Annotated in this window: 20 protein-coding genes and 1 pseudogene; 11 read left to right on the top strand and 10 right to left on the bottom strand. The window is 48.5% G+C overall.

Annotated elements, in window-relative coordinates; all coding sequences use genetic code 11:
• The first annotated feature begins 37 nt into the window (after nt 1-37).
• A complete protein-coding gene (locus ACO6UY_RS05295; RefSeq protein WP_422489281.1) occupies nt 38-3,316 on the top strand; it encodes a hypothetical protein in 3,279 nt (1,092 codons plus the stop codon).
• A gap of 141 nt (nt 3,317-3,457) precedes the next feature.
• On the opposite strand, the gene ACO6UY_RS05290 is transcribed toward ACO6UY_RS05295, so the two are convergent.
• A complete protein-coding gene (locus ACO6UY_RS05290; protein ID WP_422449830.1) occupies nt 3,458-5,062 on the bottom strand; it encodes a glycosyltransferase in 1,605 nt (534 codons plus the stop codon).
• Between the two features lie 704 nt (nt 5,063-5,766).
• Here ACO6UY_RS05290 and ACO6UY_RS05285 point away from each other — a divergent pair.
• Nucleotides 5,767-6,195, top strand: coding sequence for an HNH endonuclease family protein (locus ACO6UY_RS05285; protein WP_422449829.1), 429 nt, complete (start codon nt 5,767-5,769; stop codon nt 6,193-6,195).
• Between the two features lie 275 nt (nt 6,196-6,470).
• On the opposite strand, the gene ACO6UY_RS05280 is transcribed toward ACO6UY_RS05285, so the two are convergent.
• The 3 genes from ACO6UY_RS05280 to ACO6UY_RS05270 are packed head-to-tail and all read right to left on the bottom strand — an operon-like array spanning nt 6,471 to nt 8,230.
• Nucleotides 6,471-6,875 carry an HNH endonuclease gene (locus tag ACO6UY_RS05280; RefSeq protein WP_422489279.1) on the bottom strand — a complete coding sequence of 135 codons (405 nt, stop codon included), beginning with the start codon at nt 6,873-6,875 and terminating at the stop codon, nt 6,471-6,473.
• A 1-nt stretch (nt 6,876) separates the two neighbouring features.
• Nucleotides 6,877-7,329 (bottom strand): group II intron reverse transcriptase/maturase, encoded by a 453-nt coding sequence (locus tag ACO6UY_RS05275; RefSeq protein ID WP_422489277.1) that lies wholly within the window; start codon nt 7,327-7,329, stop codon nt 6,877-6,879.
• A complete protein-coding gene (locus ACO6UY_RS05270) occupies nt 7,310-8,230 on the bottom strand; it encodes a reverse transcriptase domain-containing protein (RefSeq protein WP_422489298.1) in 921 nt (306 codons plus the stop codon). Before ACO6UY_RS05270 ends, ACO6UY_RS05275 begins: the two co-directional genes overlap by 20 nt.
• A gap of 1,588 nt (nt 8,231-9,818) precedes the next feature.
• Between ACO6UY_RS05270 and ACO6UY_RS05265 the strand changes: the two genes are divergently transcribed.
• The 9 genes and pseudogenes from ACO6UY_RS05265 to ACO6UY_RS05225 all read left to right on the top strand — a co-directional run bounded on the left by ACO6UY_RS05265 (nt 9,819) and on the right by ACO6UY_RS05225 (nt 12,406).
• A complete protein-coding gene (locus tag ACO6UY_RS05265) occupies nt 9,819-10,169 on the top strand; it encodes a hypothetical protein (protein WP_422489275.1) in 351 nt (116 codons plus the stop codon).
• A gap of 5 nt (nt 10,170-10,174) precedes the next feature.
• The gene (locus ACO6UY_RS05260; RefSeq protein ID WP_422462184.1) at nt 10,175-10,417 is read left to right on the top strand and encodes a hypothetical protein; all 243 of its coding nucleotides are present in this window, start codon (nt 10,175-10,177) and stop codon (nt 10,415-10,417) included.
• A complete protein-coding gene (locus tag ACO6UY_RS05255) occupies nt 10,410-10,580 on the top strand; it encodes a hypothetical protein (RefSeq protein WP_422462186.1) in 171 nt (56 codons plus the stop codon). Before ACO6UY_RS05260 ends, ACO6UY_RS05255 begins: the two co-directional genes overlap by 8 nt.
• A 4-nt stretch (nt 10,581-10,584) precedes the next feature.
• Nucleotides 10,585-10,926, top strand: a pseudogene (locus ACO6UY_RS05250) (hypothetical protein); the annotation flags it as partial.
• A gap of 3 nt (nt 10,927-10,929) precedes the next feature.
• Nucleotides 10,930-11,097, top strand: a complete 168-nt coding sequence (locus ACO6UY_RS05245) for a hypothetical protein (protein ID WP_422462187.1) — start codon at nt 10,930-10,932, stop codon at nt 11,095-11,097.
• A 33-nt stretch (nt 11,098-11,130) separates the two neighbouring features.
• Nucleotides 11,131-11,439, top strand: coding sequence for a hypothetical protein (locus tag ACO6UY_RS05240; RefSeq protein ID WP_422462189.1), 309 nt, complete (start codon nt 11,131-11,133; stop codon nt 11,437-11,439).
• Nucleotides 11,440-11,446: 7 nt separating this feature from the next.
• Nucleotides 11,447-11,611, top strand: a complete 165-nt coding sequence (locus ACO6UY_RS05235; RefSeq protein WP_422462191.1) for a hypothetical protein — start codon at nt 11,447-11,449, stop codon at nt 11,609-11,611.
• A gap of 9 nt (nt 11,612-11,620) precedes the next feature.
• A complete protein-coding gene (locus tag ACO6UY_RS05230; protein WP_422462214.1) occupies nt 11,621-11,959 on the top strand; it encodes a 5-methylcytosine restriction system specificity protein McrC in 339 nt (112 codons plus the stop codon).
• A gap of 99 nt (nt 11,960-12,058) precedes the next feature.
• A complete protein-coding gene (locus ACO6UY_RS05225; RefSeq protein ID WP_422467814.1) occupies nt 12,059-12,406 on the top strand; it encodes a PcfJ domain-containing protein in 348 nt (115 codons plus the stop codon).
• 1,019 nt (nt 12,407-13,425) lie between these two features.
• On the opposite strand, the gene ACO6UY_RS05220 is transcribed toward ACO6UY_RS05225, so the two are convergent.
• The 6 genes from ACO6UY_RS05220 to ACO6UY_RS05195 all read right to left on the bottom strand — a co-directional run bounded on the left by ACO6UY_RS05220 (nt 13,426) and on the right by ACO6UY_RS05195 (nt 21,456).
• Entirely contained in the window at nt 13,426-13,821 is a 396-nt protein-coding gene (locus ACO6UY_RS05220; protein WP_422462193.1) for a hypothetical protein, read from the bottom strand.
• 393 nt (nt 13,822-14,214) lie between these two features.
• Nucleotides 14,215-15,063: a dimethyl sulfoxide reductase anchor subunit family protein gene (locus ACO6UY_RS05215; RefSeq protein WP_422489273.1), complete on the bottom strand. Its 849-nt coding sequence runs from the start codon at nt 15,061-15,063 to the stop codon at nt 14,215-14,217.
• Between the two features lie 2 nt (nt 15,064-15,065).
• Nucleotides 15,066-15,701: a DMSO/selenate family reductase complex B subunit gene (locus ACO6UY_RS05210; protein ID WP_422449819.1), complete on the bottom strand. Its 636-nt coding sequence runs from the start codon at nt 15,699-15,701 to the stop codon at nt 15,066-15,068.
• Nucleotides 15,702-15,722: 21 nt separating this feature from the next.
• Nucleotides 15,723-18,215: a DMSO/selenate family reductase complex A subunit gene (locus ACO6UY_RS05205; RefSeq protein ID WP_422449818.1), complete on the bottom strand. Its 2,493-nt coding sequence runs from the start codon at nt 18,213-18,215 to the stop codon at nt 15,723-15,725.
• A gap of 230 nt (nt 18,216-18,445) precedes the next feature.
• The gene (gene ptsP, locus ACO6UY_RS05200) at nt 18,446-21,010 is read right to left on the bottom strand and encodes a phosphoenolpyruvate--protein phosphotransferase (RefSeq protein WP_422449817.1); all 2,565 of its coding nucleotides are present in this window, start codon (nt 21,008-21,010) and stop codon (nt 18,446-18,448) included.
• Nucleotides 21,007-21,456: a glucose PTS transporter subunit EIIB gene (locus ACO6UY_RS05195; RefSeq protein WP_422449816.1), complete on the bottom strand. Its 450-nt coding sequence runs from the start codon at nt 21,454-21,456 to the stop codon at nt 21,007-21,009. Before ACO6UY_RS05195 ends, ptsP begins: the two co-directional genes overlap by 4 nt.
• Nucleotides 21,457-21,578: the final 122 nt, after the last annotated feature.

Genomic DNA, 21,578 nt, shown 5'->3' with positions numbered 1-21,578 from the left:
TCCGATATACGATTTTAAATTCATTGAGACCCTTGATATGTCCATACCTCAGGCGGAAGCAAGCATTGGTTCGTCAGGATTTCATCCACCACCGACAGGCGGCAAGAAAGAGGAATACAATCCTGTTGCCGCATTCGGTCAGTTTGGCGGAATGATGGTTCGTGTTGTCAATGCATTACAAGCTGCCGGTTCAGGCGATCAATACAGACCAGTGAGTTTATTATCACCCGGTGCCCAATATGCAATAGAAGCCAAGCGGCCGGATCAATTTGGAACCAGGCCAGACCAGGTCATTACGGTTCTGAAACCTGCGCCCGGCTGCCATATGCTCTGGGCTTATAAAAAAGATGTCAGTTCGAATGACTCGGGGGAACCGTGCAGCTGGTTCACATACACCAAGAAAATTACCAGCTGGCATGTTTTGGAAGAGAAAATAGCAGAGAGTTACCACAGAAAGCACTCCCTGTTTAGCAAATCACCTTTAACCTCAGGACACCTTGGTGTAAATGGCTATTTACTGCACCAACCGTCTGAACGGATCATTAAAGGAGCAGGCAAATATCCGGAAATTCTCTGTCACATTAATTTTGACCGCATGCACTATGGCTACCTTCTGGACTTTACCAGGGAGTTTTCTTTTCGCCGTCTTGAAGAAGTCATGGGCAATATTCTGACGCTCGAGCAAAATAAAGGTAACGCGTCCGGTGATGAGTTCCGTGAGCCTGTAAAACTGTGCCTGTACAACAGTTATCAGGGGGTGTTGTCTCCCCCGGTGGAAATCAGCCGTACACAAGCGCTAATGCTGCGGCGAAACATCCGTGCCTTCTCTCAATATGTCAACTTCACTGGACAGGAACTCAGGCTTTACCAGTTATTGAGTCAGTCCGGTGGTGAACGATTTCTGCAGCTGCTGAAAAATATTCCGGAGCAGGTCAGCACAGTATCAGCCAGTGTCAAGGCGCTTGGCACCGACATCAAAGCCATCCTGACAGCCATCGAGAACTGTGATTCAGCAACATTCTTAAGCGAACTTCCAGCCCGGGTGGACGGGGTCAACAGCAAAGTGGGTTTACCGAATCTATTACTGGAAGCTTTGCTTGAGCAGACCCCGTTTCATAAACACTTTCCCTGGCTATATTATGATTTCGAGATACACGACAAGCAGTCTAGCTGGGACTACATTTTCGAGCAGGTTAAACCCACCTTTGCCGCACAAGCGGTCATCTGCCGGGAGTTATTAAATAACAAATTGTTTGTTCCCTATTTATTAGGGTACAAGGAGTCAACACCTGTCCACTGCAATCCACTGGTGTGTTGCCTGCTCATCGCTTACGGCGCAAGAATCTATCTCAATTATCAAACATCAACCCAGCTTGCAGATCATCTTGAAATATTAACATCTGCCAATCATTTTCTCCGGGCCAATCTGCTGACCGACGATGAAGCCAATGCCATTCGTAACGAGGTGCTGTGGGAACTTCTTTGCAATGATGAGGACGGCCCCGTTACTAAACATTATATGATAGCGAACAGAGTATCGATCCTGAAAAAAGCATTGCACGAGCATTTGAATCACCGCCAGCTGGATAGTTCAGATCACCATCGGGAGGCTGCTGGACTGCTTGGCGAGGAGTTTTATGATCACTTTTTTACCAATGAGCCGATTTATGGGCATGCAGTTAAAGAATTTCTGGAAAATAGATTTTCACCCCTTCGATACAGTGATGAACAGTTACGAGAGCATTTAAAGAATACAGCGACGCTCAATCGATCCATTGATCAAAGGCTGAGTATTTTTCCGGGGGAATATTACACTTGCAAGCCTGCCGTTGTGGTCCGGCGAAAGGAACAGGGAGAATGCCAGCCGGACTGGCTGGTGAATTTTCTGGCATCACCGCCCACCTTTGAGGGCATGGAAATCCTGCCTGATGGACGCTATAAGTCAATTACCCTGAAAGTCGGTGAGTATTATTACCAGTTTCCCCATCCCAACAGGGCACAATCCATTCTGGCGAATGGCATAAAACCCTATTACCGCAAATGGCACGGACTGGATCACGCCCTGCGCACACAGCTGGCCACCGAGTTCCTCATGGATAGTAAAGTTTTGCCCGACTTTCATAAGCCATTCCGGGAATTACTGCTGAAGCATCCCGAGTTGCAAGAGTTACTACCCATTGCCGAACTCTACCACGATGCTGTCGCTGAAGATGAGCATAAAAATGTTGAAGAGCTACGGGCAGCAGAACTGTTTCAGCGTGATATGACCAGGTTGCAACAGTACCCCGGGCAGCTGGTTACCCTGGTGGCCAGCGCCCTGAGAAACAAAAACTGCACAATGATAGGTGCTGAAAATCCGTCGTTTACTCCTGACCACCAATGCACAGAGGAAGAGTTACTGCTGCGTCAGGTGCTGCGCTTTGGGGATACTGTGGATATCCTGCGGGTCAAACCACCACGGGAGGACTTTCCGACGATCAGGCTGACACCGGACTCAGCAGAAATTGACACCAGTGAAATGATCTATGATAGCTATTTTCAGCCAGAAAAGATTGAACTGCTGTCCGTGGTCAACAACCCGGACTTCACCCTGCTGATCCAGTCCGTCATGTTGAGCTTTCGGGATCTGGCCAGCATTACCGGGGGATGGCATCACCAGGTGCCCAATCCGTTCACCAGTCAATACCATCTCCCGGTTGATAACCATAAACGACGATTACTGATTGAGCAGGCACCAGACCCCTATCAGTGTTTGCGTGAGTGCCTGAACGATCTGGTCCGGTTTGCTATCGCTGAGAAAGCCGGTATTTCACCTTGCTTAGCAAAACACCACCGGCGGCATACAGATCACCAACCGCCTGGTTGCTGGGATCCGGATACCGGGTCCGGTGGTGCTTATCGACGCCTGCACAATGAAGGGGAACTTCGACAAGTCCGGTTACCCGAAGCAATGACCCTGGCAGAAAAGATGATCGTGGTGGCGAACCAACCCGGGCTGGAAAAACTTATGTCGGCTGACATCCGGGATGCCCTGGAAACTGAGACGATACGACTGCAGCAGAAGGCCATCCTGCCCTCTGTTGGTACCTTGGAACAATCTGAACTGGAGCAGATGCTCCGGCAGCCGGACTCTCCGGGTGCCCGACTGCTCAGTGAGCGCGGCTATTCTGTGAAGTCGAGCGTACATGACGGGAAAATTTTTTACCAAATGATGCCCAATTCCACACTTGCAAGGAACTTTTTGCTGCTGCCACCAGAGTATGATGACGAGGCTGATCCTGTTACCTTGCCTGAAAATAACCAAGGCAGGTACTGATCTGAGTTTGAAGCTTATGATGACTGAAGATGCACACAGGATACCCTGCTTGGCAGCCAGTTCGTTTTTGCTCAGACAAGTTGCTATAGAGTGGCAATAGCCTTTGAAGGCTGGAATTGCCACACGATTAAAGAAATACGTTTAATTAGAAAGAGCATTTTCTATTGAAGTAGTAAATTTCTCCATTGAATGGAAATAACTGGCATGCCTAACAATGTGAGATGACCTGGGCCTTCCGGCTTTTAACTTTTCACTAACTACCTGGAGGAATGCTTTATTTGTATCTTCTGAATAATGGCCATACTCAGCATTTGAATGAACTTCTGTTCTGCATTCATCGCAAGGAGGTGACGCCTCAGGCAGTCCCCCTACATCCGAGTTGATTACATGCAGCCCCATAGAATGACATTCACCGGCAATCAAGCCTAAGGACTCAGCCAGAGAAGGAATAACGGCATAGTCCGCAACAGCCATTAAGAGTTGCTTATGCTCTTGATTTTTAGTAAGTAAAACGAGGTTATTTCTTGCTGCTTTTGTTTCCTGAATAGCTTGAATAAATGGATCTTTTTCTGTTCCGTTAGAAACAATAAAAAACAGGCAATCCAGTTTTTTTACCATATTCAGTACATGCTCTGTCCCTTTTTCAAAATGAGGCCTGCCCATAAAAAAAACAATTGGTAAGTTTTTAGTGACTGGGTTCACACATCCTTTGCTATTCAATGGTGGCTTTAAAGGCAATTTTCCAGCAAAGAAAAGGTCTCTGAGTTTTGATTTGATATTTTTTTCCGGAGTTCCTTCTAACCCGTATTTTTTGGCGGTAGCACCCAGGCTAAATTTTGATAAATCTGAGCAGCTTTTGATTGAGCGGATCGCCTTTTTGTGAATCCTCAAGAACTTTGATATGAGAGGATGTTTAAATGTCAGAAAAGATTGGGCATATTTCGATACTGTTAAAATTACATCAGCATGTTTAATTGCCCTCTCTCTTGCAGGTTTTTCATAATCCGGTAGCTTGCAGAACTTGCTCTCATCCATCTTCATATAGCTCTGGGTTGTATAAACAGGCTTTTTATTGGCCATACAGTCGCTAAAACCCGTATGGGGACTTAAGCAATGTACCCAGTTCACTTTTTTAACGTTTTCGAAGTGATTAACGTATTGAAGGGATCCTCCAAAAAAATGATCATGAATATATACATTTTTGCTTCCCATTGTTGGCAAAAGCACTTCGTTGACAAATTTTGCCGCTATCTGGTTAAACACACACATTTTTAGAGATATAGCACCAGCAAATTTCAACCTTTCATCAGAATCATTAATTCCTTGTTCTTTAAAGTAAAGATCCTCTGCCAAAGAGTCTTTGTATTCTTGCTCTATATTGTATGAATTAATATGCTTTTCAAAATACCTTTTCTGCCCCCCTGTTGGTTGGACTCTATAGACATCACATTCAGGCATATCACTGCATCTTTCAACCAATATTAATTCACCAGAAGAAAGCTGACAGCCAGCAGTGATTGATTTTTTTACATCTGTATCCTCTACGAAATCAAGCAGTGGAAGAACCATGATATTTCTACAACTACGCTCGTGAAATGCCTTACAAAAGGTGTTTACAAAAACGCCGTTACCGCCAACAGTGTACCGGTAACCTTCTGTAGAAATGTGTATGTGGTTTTGTTTAACTTTCTGATCATCATCTGGCAGGCATAAATTTGTAACTTGAGTTGATGAAATTGGCTTCATTTAACACTCACTAAATATGCAAGTTTTTATCATTAGGATTAAACAGTAGGTTATTCATTCGATAGTGATCAAATATTTTTATTACTCGACTCTCATACTTTAATGTACGAGTGTTTGATAATAAGGAAATGGTCATATAGTAATACAACAAACGTCGCTTTTATTTTCTTTCCCGCTACGCCATTATAGCTTTTCAACGTTCCTACTTAAAAAATTATATTTATCCGAGTTTGACTCTGTAGACGAACCAGACCAGACGACCATATCAGTCAAACAGGCCCAGCGGGAGCAGGCAGACCAGTACCGGGAACAAGCCAACGGTTCCCTGAGCCAGCACCGTACAAGAGGCGGTATTTATTCAATAGTCCTTTTAATGTATTTTGTCGTCTAATATTCAATCCTGTGTCAATTTCTCGATGAAACACCTCCTGATAACGTTTCTGGCACTCTTGAGCACCTCTGTAAATAGTGCAGAACTGGTAAAAAAGAGCAAGTCAGGCATCTGTCACGATATCTCTAGCTCCAGCTATGAGAGAACAAAAAACTATACTGCCTTCTACTCTCTCAATGATTGCCTCAGCTCCGGCGGCAGACTTCCTAAAGGATCAGGCTTAAAAAAGTCGAATGCGGCAACGTACCGTCAGAGTCCGGCAAAATATGACCGTTCATATTTTGGTGATTGGGCTGATGAAGACAGGGACTGTATGAACACTCGCCACGAGCTTCTGATGAAGCAGAGTACCAGCGCGATAGATACCGCCGGGAACCAGTGCGCAGTATATCGGGGCAGATGGCTTGATCCCTATACGGGAAAGACGTTTTATGAAGCTCGCCAGGTTGATATCGACCATTTAGTGCCTCTGAGATGGGCGTGGGATCGTGGGGCTGATCAATGGTCGAAGGCAAAAAGAGTGCAGTTTGCCAATGATGAAGTGAACCTTTTTGCCGTCCAGGCCAGTGTCAACCGCCAGAAAGGGGCATCAGGTGCCCTTGAGTGGTTACCACCTTCGAAGTCTTTCCACTGCCAGTATGTTGCCAGATTCACTCGCGTGGTAAAAAGCTATGGTCTTGTGCTGTCAGACTATGAGCAACAGAAGTTCAGGGAATTAGAAGAGCAGAAGTGCCGTGGATAACTTATACAATATATTTGTCGTTAATTCTCACCATCGCTTAACAACAGCCTGTGGGTAAGTCAGACTGCCCTACTGCGGTGGCAGCAAATTGGCCTAAAAATTCCTTTTTGTTCGGCAAATAGCCCCGCTATTCACCTCACAAAACGGAATTTTTATCCTCAATTTTCTGCCATCCTCGCTACGGGCGCTATTCTCGGACAGCCTCCTAGTGGGTAGGGAACGTGCTCCTGTAAACAGGTTGCCGTTTCCCCCCCTCCGAACCGTGCGTGCAGCTTTCACTGCACACGGCTCTCCATGCTGTTACGAGGACTGTACCTGTTGTCTGGCAGCTTGCCAGCATGCAGCAGGTCATGGCATTCAACACAGAGTACGAGAGTTTTGCGATTTCTCGCTATCATGAGTCTTTGCCATGTCTTTGTACCATCTTTAATGTCCTTCAGCTTGCGTACATGGTGTACTTCAAATTTCCCTTCAGTCTTGCCGCAATATTCACAGCGTTTTGCCAGCATTCTGGTAATTAGCTCTGTCCTACCACTGTATTTTGCAGTGGCCGGGAGCAAATCAGGTTTGGCTGGCAATGACTTTCTGAGATCTTTGAGCGTCCACAGTGGATAGAATCTGTCTGCGGCTTTTACTCCTCGCCGGTTGCCTGCTCGAAGCCTTCCACTGACCGTCTTCACACTACACTTGTGTTTCGAGGCCAATGTTTTGAGCATGCTTAACCTCTACAATTGCCGCAAGCTCCGTTTTCGCATTATTGGCCAGCGAATAATATTGCGAGAAGCCCCGCAATTCCGCATTCACCTGTAACACGATTTCCACGTCGCTTTGGCTTAACATCCGTGCCCGATGAATGGCTGTCTTGTTGGCATAGTTGCCATAGCCATTCTTGCGAGCGAAGCCACGCAGCTTTTCAGCTGGAACTCTTAGTGAGATGTGTTGCGCCATTGTTCGCTTCTTGAAGCGTTTGCCATCTCGCTTGACCCACAGTATTTTTGGTGTTGGTTTTGCGTCAATGTTATACCCAAGAAATTGACATCCCTCGGTCGGCGCATGCCTGATCCCAGACTTTTCTTCTGCTATTTCAAGCTTCAGATCGGTCTCAACGTGGCTTTTAAGCGCTGTAGATCGCATTAGCTTCCTGCCTTAAACCGATAAATCCCAGTAGAAAGTCATCTGCGTAGCGACAATATCTCAACCGACGATAACTGGGGTCATGCTGATCCGTTGATGAGGTTTTAAAAAGCAACTCCTGCTGAATCCTCACCTCTTGGTTTGCTCTCTTTATGGCCTCTTGATCACCATGCTGCCTGACACGTTCAAGTTCTTTCTCAGCCTTGGCTTTCTGACGCTTAATGCAGTTGTAATCCGGATTATCCCGCCGTTTCTTACCGCATGTAACTGAGGCTTGAAGCTCCTTGATGTAATCATCTAACTCGTTGAGATAAATGTTCGCAAGAATAGGTGAAATTATCCCACCTTGCGGTGTACCAGAGTAGGTTTTGTAGAATTGCCACTCTTCCATGTATCCGGCTTTTAACATCCGCTTGATTACAGAAATAAATCGCCTGTCATCAATGCGCTTCTCTATTATCGACACCAATTTCTGATGATCGATATTATCAAAGTACCCTTTAATGTCGAACTCGATGAACCACTTGGAGCCTGTCCAACTGGTTTGGATTTCTTTCAAAGCTGTGTGACAGGATCGTCCCGGTCTGAAACCATGGGAGTTGATACTGAATGTTGGTTCATAGACCACTTCCAGTAACATGCGCCACACTTCTTGAACGAGTTTATCCATACCCGATGGAACACCCAGAGGGCGTTGTTTCCCATTTGCTTTGGGTATGTAGACTCGTCTTGATGGTACTGGGAAGTATTCGTTGTTTTTCAAAAGACTGATCAGATGATCAATTCTTTCAATCGATTGCCCATCAAGGCTCACACCATCACTTCCCACAGCGGTTGCACCACTGTTGGCATAGATATTGGCGTATGCCTGCAACCAGAGGTCACGGCACTCTAGCGCCATTTTGAACAAGTCTCGACATCGGTACTTCCCATTTCGAGAACAAATCTCAAGTCCCTCTAATTTTCGTTGTGTTCTTCCGGAAAGCATATTCACTATCCATTACCGTCGAAAATTAAAGATCACACAACACTGCCCCCCTTCTCCCTTTCGGCTTTCACTCGCATCACTGCTTGCTTATACCGTCCGGATAGGCCGGATTGTTTACCGACTGCCAGTACCATTACAGCCTGACATTGGGTACTACGGAGACTCTGTCGCCATACAGGTCAAGACCAGCTTAGGCGATCCCATGTTTCCAGTGTATAAGAGATGCTATGCCCTTAGGTTCCCTGTCCGTCATTTATCCTGCTCTGATCTCAGGTGGCCCGACCCTGTTGGTCGAGATTTGCATTCGCAGACCCAGGCGTCACAGAGGTCTCTCAAAGGTCGGCGCAACTCAATAGCAATCATGGGCTGCGGGTGCGGTGAAACGCCATGACTAGGGTTTAAACGGTATGGTCTTAACCATAGGCACATTACCTTGACCGGCATCGTTCGGATTGCTCCCCTTTGCTCAGCCTTTTCTGTAGATGCTATGTTCAGCACTCCTTTTCAGGAATTCAGCCTGTTACCAGGCGTACCTAACTACAGTAGGTATGAGATATACCAGCAATCTCAGCCACGTTTGTGGCACTCCAATACACCGTTTACACGGCGCACGACACTCCCCGCCCTATCGCGCCCGAAGGGCAGGGAGTGTCAGACGGTTATTTTAATGGTTGTTCCCTTTTTACCTGAAATTTCTGTCAATTCGACAGTTATTACAGGGGCATGAGAGATAATCGAGTGCATCCCGGGCTGTTGTGTGATTATTCTTGAGCCAATGGAAGGTTGATTAATGGTATCATCGTTCCGAATCAAGTGATAACAGGACGTGCCTGCAGCTATTAATGCAAGACCTGAAGCACCTCCTGCTGCCGCGCTTCCCAAAGAGATGAGAGTACTTACCTCGATAGGTTTTGTACAACATGAACACAGCATGCCAAAAGCACCGCCTATCATTACACCTGACCCACCACAAAGTTTGTAGTTAACGTGAGCGCCGGGGGGGCATAAGCAATCTTTAGTAGCAGTACATGAGCCTAAAGCGTTCATACTTGTTACCTTTTTAGAGATTTATCAGAATATTTCACTTTATGGACTTCATTTTTATTAAAAAGTTTCTGCAATTTCTATTAAGCTGTAAATTAATTCCCCTACTCTGTAACCGTAATTCTGATACGAAAGTACTGCAATCACCGTAATACCAAGAGAAGGCCACAAAGTAATTGTTGCCAAACCCGGGCAGTGAATCTTGAAAATCCAAGTCAATTCTGAAAGGCCAGCTTATTGCAGAGACCAGTAATGGCAATAGTGAGTTGCAAATTCAGGGTAAGGAAAGTATGAATACAGAAACGCTTATTGCACTCCAAAATAATTTTCACAGCGTAATCCTCAAAGGCTGTAAAAACGACAATTGCCTTCAGTTCAACCGTTTATAGCCTGCGGTTTTAACTGATAACCATCACCATCTTTTTTCCATTATATTCCTGCCTTTATCGATTTTACTGTGAGCTACGACAGCGATAAAATGAGTGCATACCTTCTGACATGGAATCCCAACTTATTCTCATTTGGAGAAGAAGACGATTCATCCTGCCAAATTGGTGATGAAATCACCTGGTCGTGCTACAGCCAACAACCCAAAATAAACGACATCGTCTATTTGATGCGCACCGGTCAAGAGCCCCGTGGTCTTGTTGCCAAAGGTGTAGTCACCAAAGTAAGCTTTGCTGAGCCTGATTTTCGTGATCCATCACAAATAAAACGCAAGATTCGCTTCCGTTTTGAAGCTGTGAGGCTGAATCACTCTGAAGGTGCCCTGTCTCTTTTAGTATTACAATCCGCACAGAAAAATTAGCAAAAGTGTTAAAACAACACTTCCTGGTGAATGTAGAAACGCGTGGGAACTGGAGTCAGGTTAACCTCAATGTTTTAAAGGCGACTGCACCGCTGTTTTCCGATGAATTGGATATCTACCAAAGAAATATTGCTTTTTGGAAGCTCTATCAAAAAGCCAGCAATTTCACCGCAGACGACCTGGAAGAAGCACCGGCCATTGCTGAATGTCAGCCCACTGATTATGTGAAAGCAGGGAACTATGAATAACGTGAAAAACGGAACAAATACTATTCTCTACGGCCCTCCCGGAACCGGCAAAACTTACCATGTAATAGAAAAGGCCGTTAAAACTGCCCAGGCAGAGTTCAACGATTGTCAGGATCGTGATCAACTGAAAGCAGAGTACGATGCTCTGTTAAAGGCTAAATGAAAATCTGGAAAGGGGCTACCCGGTAGCTATTGAACATCTCTGGAATGAGTATCAGGGGGTTAACCATGAACGAATTTATAACCCTTCATATGTCAAAGCGATTCTGAGCCACCTGGTTGAAGAGTACGATGTACCTGTTTTCGATGAGTCGATTACCGTATCCAGCCCTGAGCCGTTCGTACTGATCATCGACGAAATCAACCGTGGTAATATCTCTAAAATTTTTGGCGAACTGATTACCCTGATTGAGCCTTCCAAACGGGCGGGGCAGAAAGAGGCTTTATCGGTACAGCTCCCCTACTCAGGCGACACATTTACGGTTCCGGCAAACCTGCATATCATCGGCACCATGAATACAGCAGACCGTTCTCTGGCTACGATGGATACTGCCCTACGTCGTCGTTTTGATTTTATTGAAATGATGCCCGATTACCAACAGCTGGATGCCATGACGGTGAAAGGCATTAACATAGGAGCCCTGTTGCGCACGCTGAATGATCGTATCGAGTATCTCTAAGACCGTGAGCACACACTTGGCCACGCTTTCTTTATGCCTATCGCTGAAAGAGAGAGTGAAGATGACAAGTTTGATGAATTGGGTTCCATATTCAAAAAGAAAATTCTGCCTCTGCTACAGGAGTATTTCTTTGAGGACTGGGGCAAGATTCGCCTGATACTGGGAGATAACCGGAAAGGTGAGGCTGCGCTGCAATTTGTGACAAAACAGGAAAGCGATGTCCGCTATCTCTTTGGTGATGACTTTCCTTCTGACGAGTTATCAGACGACCGCGAAGTGTATGCCATTAATGACGACGCCTTCGCCAACCCGGATGCTTATTTAAGAGTAATCAGTCAGTGAGAAACCGATGAACAATACTATTTCGGTTTTTGAACACGACTTTCTCAGCACCCGGATTGAAAGCGATCGCTGTCGTCGAATAAGCAAGGCTTCCTTTGATCCGGCAAGACTTTGCAATGGCGCAGCCGGGGAATGGATCATTATCAAAGCCCGTTATCCTGGGCCAGATTGATTCTAGCCACTGACTGTATCCGGGAAAACCCGGGCTTTCTCACTACTGTTCCCCATGGAATCGGTATTTGAAGCCTATGTTGTCCGCATACTAAAGCAGCAACTCCCTGCCTCACTCCATCTCAGGGAACAGGCAAGTTCCAAGGTTCACTTCAACAGTGATCCCCGGTTGCGGCTGAAGCCAGACCTGTTGATTGAGCAGGATGGCAAACCATTGATGGTACTGGACACCAAGTGGAAACTGCTGGATAGCAACAAAGAAAACAGTACGGATAAGTTTGCCTTGTCACAGGGGGACTTCTACCAGATGTTTGCCTATGGCAGGAACTCATTCGCTTCAACAGGATAATCTGGCGAAATCTCAAGAGCACATCTATTGGTGTGAAAAGTTAAAAAGACTGGAAATGGCTGACTTACTTCGTTCAAACCCGATCCCGGAACCGTTGATATCATACCGATATTAACACCCGAAGATCTGGCGAATGAGGGAAAACAAATGAAACACTGCGTGGCCAGCTATACCCGCCGGGTGCAAGAGGGACAATATTTTGTCTACCACATGCATTCTCCACAGCCCCTGACCATTGGTGTCAACATCAGAAATGGTGTCATTACCGGCCATGATCAGATCAAGGGTGTCAGAAATCATACGCCTGAAAAGGGTGCTTATGACATTGTCATGTCTTGGTTAAGGCGAGTGCTGAATGATAGAGCGTCCTGGGAGCCTGGCCTGAAGGTGCCATTGGCATTATTGACGGCAGGTTCCAACACATTTTCTACCTGGACAATTACCTGATGAAACACCTCCTGATAGTGAGATTGTCGTAAATTCCTGAACAACACTCTCCGAAGGTCTGTTCCCATGCGCACCCACAGGGCATAAAAGCCGACTTGAGTCCGTCACCGCCATACTCTGTAAAACTCAGAGATCATGGTGGTTAGTTCGGGTGTGCATGGTGCAGGCAATTGCCGGGGGCATTACACGGCTATTTTATCAACTGGTTCCTTTTCATCCGGAGTTTCTGTCCATTCGACAGTTAATACAGGAGCCTGAGTGATAATCGAGGACATCCCGGGCTGTTTTGTGATCACTCTGGAGTCTATGGGAGGTGGACAAGAAGTACAATCAGGAACTAAGTTGACACAGGCCACGTATGTAGCCACATATGAAAGGCCTGAAATAACTCCTACTGTCCCGCATCCCAAACTGCTGAAAACAGCTACGCGGAGAGGTTCTTTCGTCACAAGCAGACCACCCAAATAACCTAACGCTCCACCTGCAACAGCACCAAACTTGTATGCACCGTGAGTGTCTGGGTGGCATAAGGAATCCTTAATAGCAGCACATTGGCCTAAAGAGTTCATATTTTTTTACCTTTTTAGAAATTTATCAGGATGTTTCACTGTTTAGACTTCATTTTTTCTAAAAAGTTTCTGCAAATTATCTTAATCTGTAAATTAATTCCCTACGCTGTAACCGTAATTAATATACGATAGTACTACAAGCATCGCAATACCACGAAGAGGCTGCCAGTATGTCATCAGATTCACTCTCGTGGCCTGGAGGCTGTCGGATTAAGAGCAACAGAAGCTCGGGGAATTAAAAGAGCAGGCCGCGGATAATTCATGCTAATTATCTGTCTGCTTAGCTGCCTGTAGGTAAATGAGATTGTCGTAAAACCCTGAACAACACTTCACGAAGGTCGGTTCCCATGCGCACCCGCAGGGGATAACAGCCGACTCGGGTCACCACCGCCATACCCCATGAAACTCAGAGATCATGGTGCATGGTGCTGGAATTCCCGGGGGTGGGGGTCATAACACGGTTTCGTTATTGGTTGATCCAACTTCACCTTGAATTTCTGTCGGTACGACAGTTACTTCAGGAGCATGAGAGATAATCAAGGGCGAACCGGGCTGTTGTGTGATCACCTTGGGTTCAATGGAAGATTGGTGAGCGATTTTACGTTGTGCTACTTGGCAACAGGTAACGACTCCACTCACTGCAGCAAGGCCTGTAGCACCTCCTGCTACCGCGCCCCCAGAAGCGCCGAGACAAAAATAAGCGAAAGTTTTTGACACCTTAGCACAGGTACAAAACCCACCAAGAATATAACCTTCCGTTGCACATACTATGACAGCCAATTTGTAGGGATCTTCAGTCCCGGGGGGACAGAAAAAACTTTTAGCAGTTGAGCATGATACATCCATAAAAATTACTTCTATCAAAGTTTATCGGAATATTTCACTTTAATAGACTTCATTTTTACTAAAAAGTTTCAACAACTGTTTTTAAGGTGTAAATTAATTGTCTACCCTGCTCCACAAAAATAATACGAAAGTATTAAATTAACCAAAACACCAAGAAAAGACGAAAAAGTAAATATTGCAAAAGGCTTGTGATTTTCGTGATTTTGTTACGTTAGTTCCAAAAAATAGCCCCTGTTTCTTCCAGTAAATATGGGTGTCTTCTTCCTGACTATTCTGGGCTGCTATGACCACGGCCTGATCAGGCGAAGCTGGTAACAGTTGTTGTGCGTTCACGCGTCCGGAGTTTTTGAATAGTTCCTCCTTTCATTTGTGAAGGAGGAACTTTGTACTTATTTACATGCCACTGGCAAACATATGCAGGTCATAGAAGAAGATACGACCACACAGTTCCGCCGTGAGCACCAGGACGGTACTCACCCCTGCCAGACCTGCCGCTGTGTTATTACCACGAGTGGCAGCCATCACCCAAACGCCCAGACCGGCAAACAGCAGACCGAGACGGGCCAGCATCAGACGACCGTGGTAGTCAAACAGACCCAGCGGGTTAGCAGGCAGGTCAACCTGACCCAGCCAGAACAGGTACAGCGGGTAACCCACCAGCACCAGACCCAACGCGATAAAGCCCAGGGTGGCCAGCGCACGATCAGCGTTTTTCTGGAAAGCACCCAAAGAGGCCGACTGACTTCTCAGCATCAGCGCCGCTGCCGGGATACCCACCACAAAAGCGGTCATAACAAACTGGAAGATGGTCCAGCCGCTGTTCCAGGCAGGCACTGTGGCCAGGGTGTACACATTGGCAATGGCCAGCAGTAACAGCACGCCCAATACCATGGCTCCCGCCAGAACCAGCTTCTGCAACTTGGCCAGAATACCGAAGTGCACCATGGCCACATAAGTGAAAACAGCACCACCAAACAGCGCAGTAGTGATGATCTCAACACTCAGTGCCGACAGGTGCTCCAGACCAAAGATCACGTTTATGGCACGCAATGGCTGCCCCAGGTGAGTCATGGCGGCAGCGCCGGAGATACCCAGCAGCACCAGAACCACCATCAGCAGTTTATTCAACAACTGCTGACGCTTAGTATCACTGTTCGCCATCAGCAGGCTGGCCAGTACCAGGAACAGGCCAACGGTGCCCTGTGCCAGCACCGTAAAAAATACCAGTGACAACTCATGCATGGTTATACCTCCCGAGTGTTCATAATGCGTCCGGTCTTGTCGCCGGAAGGTTTGGCATGACGGCTCGCCTTTATTACCAGCGATGGCTCAGTCAGAGAAGAGTCCGGCAGTGGCGCGATATCCGCTTCCGTGCCGTATTTGGCACGCAGTTCTTCGATCGGACCAAAATCCAGGGCACGCAGCGGGCAGGATTCGATACAGATCGGCTGCTTGCCCTGCTCAACCCGGTCGAAACAGCCATCACACTTGGTCATGACTTTCTTCTCGGCATCAAACTGCGGTGCGCCGTAGGGGCAGGCCATTTCACAGTAACGGCAGCCAACACAGACGTCGGCGTTAACCACCACCAGGCCGTCCTGGTCACGCTTATGCATGGCACCGGTTGGGCAAGCCTTGGTACAGGCTGGCTTGGCACAGTGGTTACAGCTGATGGAGGTGTAGTAGGCAAACACGTCCTGGGCATAGGTGCCGTCTTCGTTCTGAAGCCAGCTACCACCGCCGTATTCATAAACCCGGCGCCAGTTCACGCCAACTTTCAGGTCATTCTCATCTTTGCACGACAGTTGACAGGTTTTGCAGCCCGTACACTTGGCCGTGTCGACGTAAAATCCCAGTTGTTTTATTGAGGGTTGTTTCATCGAACTTTAATTCCTGTCCTGTTATGCCCTGGCAATGTTAACCAGGTTGCTGTGCTGGGGATTGCCCTTGGCCAGTGGCGATGGGCGCTGGGTGGTCAGCGTATTCATACACGCGCCCCGGTCCACGCCACTGCGGTCTGGTGCGTACCAGCTGCCCTGCCCCATGGCGACCACGCCGGGCATAATGCGCTCAGTCACTTTCGCAGCAACACGGATCTCGCCACGGTCATTCCAGACCTTCAGCATGTCACCGTCTTTTATCTTGCGCTTGTGAGCATCAACTGGGTTGATCCACACTTCCTGCCGGTTGGTTTCCCGCAGCACATCGACGTTGCCATAAGTGGAGTGAGTACGGGCTTTAAAGTGGAAACCAAACATCTGCAGCGGGTACTGCTGCGCGTGGTCTGCCTCATGCCCTTCCCAGGAAGAAACGTATTCAGGCAGTGCCCGAATAATATCGCTGTCCCCCAGCGTCCAGCTGGAGGCAATATTCGCCAGGCGTTCTGAATAAATCTCAATTTTACCGGAGGGTGTATCCAGTGGATGCTTTTCGGGGTTTTCCCGGAACTCACGGAATTGAACATGAGGTTCACCGGGATTCTTCTGCTTGACAATGCCCTGCTCACGGAAAGTCTCAAAGTCCAAATCCACCAGTGTCGGGTTCATTTTCCGGGATTCTGCATAAATATGACGCAGCCAGGCTTCCTGGTCCCGACCTTCGGTGAACTGTGCTTCTACCCCAAGACGTTTGGCAATTCCGGTACACATGTCATAGACAGAACGGCATTCATACAACGGCTCAACCGCAGTATCACAGAAAATGGTGTAACCCATATTTCCGCAGTACCCGTTAGGGGCGAAATCCGGTTGTTCAGCCGCGGTCAAATCGGGCAGCAGAATATCCGCATAGCGTGCACTGGGCGTCATGTGGTTGTCGATCACCACAATCATTTCACACTGGCTGTCATCCTGGAGAATGTCATGGGTGCGATTGGTGTCCGCATGCTGGTTGATGATGCAGTTACCGGCATAGTTCCAGATAAATTTGATGGGCTGAGTCAACTTTTCTGCACCACGAATACCCGCAGTCAACGCGGTCATTTCATCATGACGGTAAATGGCATCCGTCCAGAGGAACATGGGAATGGACGTTGATACCGGGTTGGTCAGTGTCGGAAAGACCGCAAAGGGCATGGAGTAGCTGCTTTCACGGGCACCAGTACCACCACCGGGAATACCCACATTACCGGTCATTACCGCCAGCATACAGATAGCCCGACTGGCCTGCTCACCATTGGCGGTGCGTTGAAGTCCCCAGCCCTGCATAATATTGCAGGGTTTGGTCATGGCAATTTCACGGGCCAGACGGATGATGGTGTCTGCCGGGACACCGGTTATTTTTGCCGCCCATTGCGGGGTCTTTTCAACACCATCATCGCCTTTGCCCAGAATATAGGATTTCCAGGAAGCGCCTTTCGGTGCGCTGGCAGGCAGTGAGTTTTCATCGTAGCCGATGGTGTACTTGCCCAGGAATTCATTATCCACCAGGTTTTCGCTAATCATCACCCACGCCATACCGGCTACCATTGCGGCATCGGTACCCGGTCGCAGAGGAACCCACTCATCATTGGCACCCAGGACCGTATCGGTCATGCGCGGATCAAAGGTGATCATACGTGCATTACTGCGTTGCCGGGCTTCGGTCAGATGATAAACAATACCGCCGCCACTCATCCGGGTTTCCGCCGGGTTGTTGCCAAAATTGACCACCAGCCTGGTATTCACAACATCTGACGTACAGTTATTATCTACCCAGCTGCCGCCGTACAAATACGGTAAACTCACGGCAATCTGGGCCGTACTGTAATCACCATAGTGGTTAAGATAACCGCCCCAGCAGTTCATCAGACGGGCGATCGGTGTGGCGGCTGGTGGCCAGGATTTGGAAACCGTGCCTCCCAGCGTACCAGTACAATAGTTGAGATAGATGGCTTCATTGCCATACTCTTTTTTGATGCGCTTCAGGTTATCAGCGATGGTGTCAAACGCTTCATCCCAGCTGATGCGCTCAAATCGACCTTCACCACGCTTACCGACACGCTTCATTGGGTATTTCAGACGGTCAGGGTTGTAGACGCGCTTGCGGAAGGAACGACCACGGAGACAGGCCCGAACCTGGTGGTCACCATAGATATCGTCACCGGTGTTATCGGTTTCGGTATGGATGATCACACCGTCTTTTACCTGATGACGCAGTGCACAGCGGGAGCCGCAGTTGACCGTACAGGCAGACCACACTGACTTGATCTCTTCAACCGCAGGTTTGGCCTCTGTCGCAGAAGCTTTCACAGGTAGTGTGCGCGCAGCAACGACTGCCGCACCGCCCGCAGCGGTTCCCCACTTCATAAACGTTCTTCGCTTCACCGTGGAAGCAAGCACTTTATCCACAATTTCTTTCATTGATATCGCCACCCCATCATAAATACTGGTCGTGATCACAGATTGCTCAGACAATTATCAGATTCTGCTTTCCCTGCAGACATAAAGGTGTGAACAAAAAGTGCCGCCAACCAAATGGTGGGCATTATAATTGGACAGTAATTAACCGGCAGATGACCTGAATCAAGACCATGTGATTTAAAGTACAACTACGTACTAACTCAGGAAAACTACATATTTCAGACAGCAATAAAAAAGCCCCATGGCCAAAACCAGGGGGCTTTCAGAAAGACGATCGTCTGCGATCAGGCAGTCAAACTTCTTACGTCTTCTACTGAATCCAGAGTCAGCGCTTCACGGGCCAGGCTCTGGCAGTGCTTATAGTTCAGACTGCGAACACGGGCCTTAACCACCGGGATTGCCGGGACACTGATGGACAGTTCCTGAACGCCCAGGCCGACCAGGATAGGCACCGCATTCGGGTCACTGGCCAGGCTGCCACAGATACCCGTCCACTTGCCTTCTTTGTTGGCTGCTTTCACCGTCATATCGATCAGGCGCAATACTGCCGGGTGAAGACCATCGACCCGTGCCGCCAGTTTTGGATGACCACGGTCAACAGCCAGGGTGTACTGGGTCAGGTCATTGGTACCGATGGAGAAGAAGTCCACTTCTTTAGCAAAATGATCGGCCAGCAGCGCAGCGGACGGCACCTCAATCATAATACCCACTTCAACGGTGACGCCTGTCGTTTCCTGCTCTTCCAGCACCAGTTTTTTCACGGCACGGAATTCATCCAGGGAGCTGATCATCGGGAACATGATACGGGCATGACCGGCATGAGCCGCCTTCAGGATCGCACGAACCTGCTTGCGCAGCATGGTCGGACGGTTAATACCGATACGCACGCCACGTTCACCCAGAAACGGGTTCTCCTCTCTTGGCAGGGGCAGATAAGCCAGAGGCTTGTCACCACCGACGTCCAGAGTACGGATAATGACCGGGCGGTCTTTACCCATAGCGTCCAGAATACCTTCGTAGGCTTTTATCTGCTCATCCATGGTGGGTTCGGTTGCACGTTCCATATAGAGGAACTCGGAACGCAGCAGACCTACCGCTTCAGCACCCATTTTGACCGCTTTTTCCGCATCGTCCTGGTTGGCGATATTGGCAGCGATCTCAACATGATGGCCATCCAGAGTCACCGCAGGCTGGTCCGCCACTTGCAGCGCCGCAGCATGTTCCGCCGCCGCACGTTCCTGGCGGGCAACGGTTCTGTCGATCTCTTCCTGAGTAGGATTAACCAGCATGTAACCCTTGTTGGTGTTCAGGATAACATCGGTACCGTTCTCATACTGACGAACACTGCCCGGTACGTTGACCAGGTAAGGAATACCCAGGGAACCGGCCAGAATCGCCGCATGGGAAGTCGCGCCGCCGTGCAGGGTCACGATACCAATCACGCGCTGGCGATCGAGAGTCACCACTTCAGAAGGCGTAATGTCTTCCAGACAGAGAATGGTGTTTTCCGGCAGCTGATCGGTGCCGCCTTCAACGCCCATCAGGTAACGCAGAACCCGAAGACCAACGTCTTCTACATCGATGGCCCGGGCCGCCAGCAGCGGGTTATCCAGCTTGCGCATTTCATCCGCTTCGGCCAGAAAACTTCGGTGCCATGCCCACATGGCGCTCTTGCCTGCTTCAATCAGTTCACGGGCACGATCACTGATCGCCGGGTCGTCCAGTAACTGCTGATGGGCAACAAATACTTCTGCATGACCACCTACATGATCCGCTTCCATTTTAGTCACCAGCTGCTGCAGGGACTCCCGGGCTTTTTGGATACCGTAGCCAAGCTGACCCAGTTCATCGCTGACACCAACACCCTCTTCCGGGTAGCTGGGCAGTTCATGAACCAGATGGTGCAGCTTGCCAATGGCCATACCCGGTGCCGCTTTAACGCCGGGTAAACGACCATCGGAGCCTTCTACCGGTCCAAGCAGTGGCGCTTCTTCTTCCATGGCTTCATCAGCGCCCGGCAGCACGTCGGCCACGGCTTCACCCAAACCACTGCGGAAACCATCCAGAATGGCTGCCATCGCTTCTTTGGCATCAGGGCCGGTGACGGTGATTTGCAGGTTAGAACCCAGCACCGTCTGCAGCCCCATCAGAGCAGTCAGACTGTTGGCCTTGCACTCTTTGCCAGTGTCTTTGTTCAGAATCATCACATCAGAATTGAAGCCTTTGATAATCTGAATCAGAGTGGCAGAAGGGCGGGCATGAAGACCCAATGGGTTCATCAACACAAAATCGTCTGTCAGGGTAATGCTGTCCTGGCGGCTGTATTTGCTCTCGGTGGACATCTCCTTTTCAGGCTCAGCCCCAATGGCAAATACGGTATCCTGCCCCGCTGTTACTTCGGTACGGGGATTTACCACCACACCGGTTTCCCCGGTGGTGATCATAATCGCGGTCTGCAGGCTGGCCGCCCTGGCTCCGACAAACTCGGGATCAAACGACAACAGCTGCTGACCAACAGACACTTTGTCGCCTATTTTAACGTTGGTCTCAAAGCCTTCACCACGCAGAACAACCGTATCGATGCCCACATGGATCAACACTTCCACACCGGAATCTGTCTTGATCGCCACGGCATGTCTGGCGTCATGGAGCTGGCTGATGGTACCGGCGCACGGTGCCAGTACCACAGAGTCCGTTGGGTTGATCACAATACCGTCACCGATCAGTCGACCAGCAAATACCGGGTCAGTGGATTCCTCGATGGATAACAGCATTCCGGACAAAGGCGCAACCAGTGACAGTTGGCAAGGTTTGCCCTCTTTTTTGACATCTTGATGGGAGAGCGTCATGCAGAAACCTCAACATTGGCAAGATCATCCGTCACCGGGATCTTTTTCATTTCATCAGCAATTATTTCAGCCTGGGGACCGACGACGATTTGCAGGTTCTTGTCACCCACACGAACCACCGCCGCTGCCCCCAGCGCCTTAATACGGTCATCACTGACGCTGGCCGTATCTTTCAGCGTCAGACGCAGGCGTGTGACACAGGCATCAATCTGAGTCACGTTCTGGTGGCCACCCAGCACTTTCAGGCACTGACGGGCGAACAGAGCAGTATCTTTTACTTCCACTTTTTTTTTCACTGTCTCCGTAGAAACAGCCGCCGCTACTTGCTGAGTCTGACGCGACTGGGTAGCACTCAGATCTCCAGTAGCCGCACTTTTCTTCACCTTACCGGCAAAGGGCTGCATCAGCGCCTTACCGAGTTTCTGCAAGTAACCAAAAATGTTCATGATTGATCAACCATTTAATTCTTTACAGTGAGAGTATGTCTCGTTCAGTGTGGCGCGGAATTTTACTGATTTATTTTTCCAAGAAAAATAAAAAAGCAAATACATTGACTCAGATCATTACT

Origin of the sequence: Endozoicomonas sp. ALE010 (assembly GCF_049310165.1) — a bacterium.
Classification (GTDB): domain Bacteria; phylum Pseudomonadota; class Gammaproteobacteria; order Pseudomonadales; family Endozoicomonadaceae; genus Endozoicomonas.
This window is presented reverse-complemented; position numbering and strand designations above follow the sequence as displayed.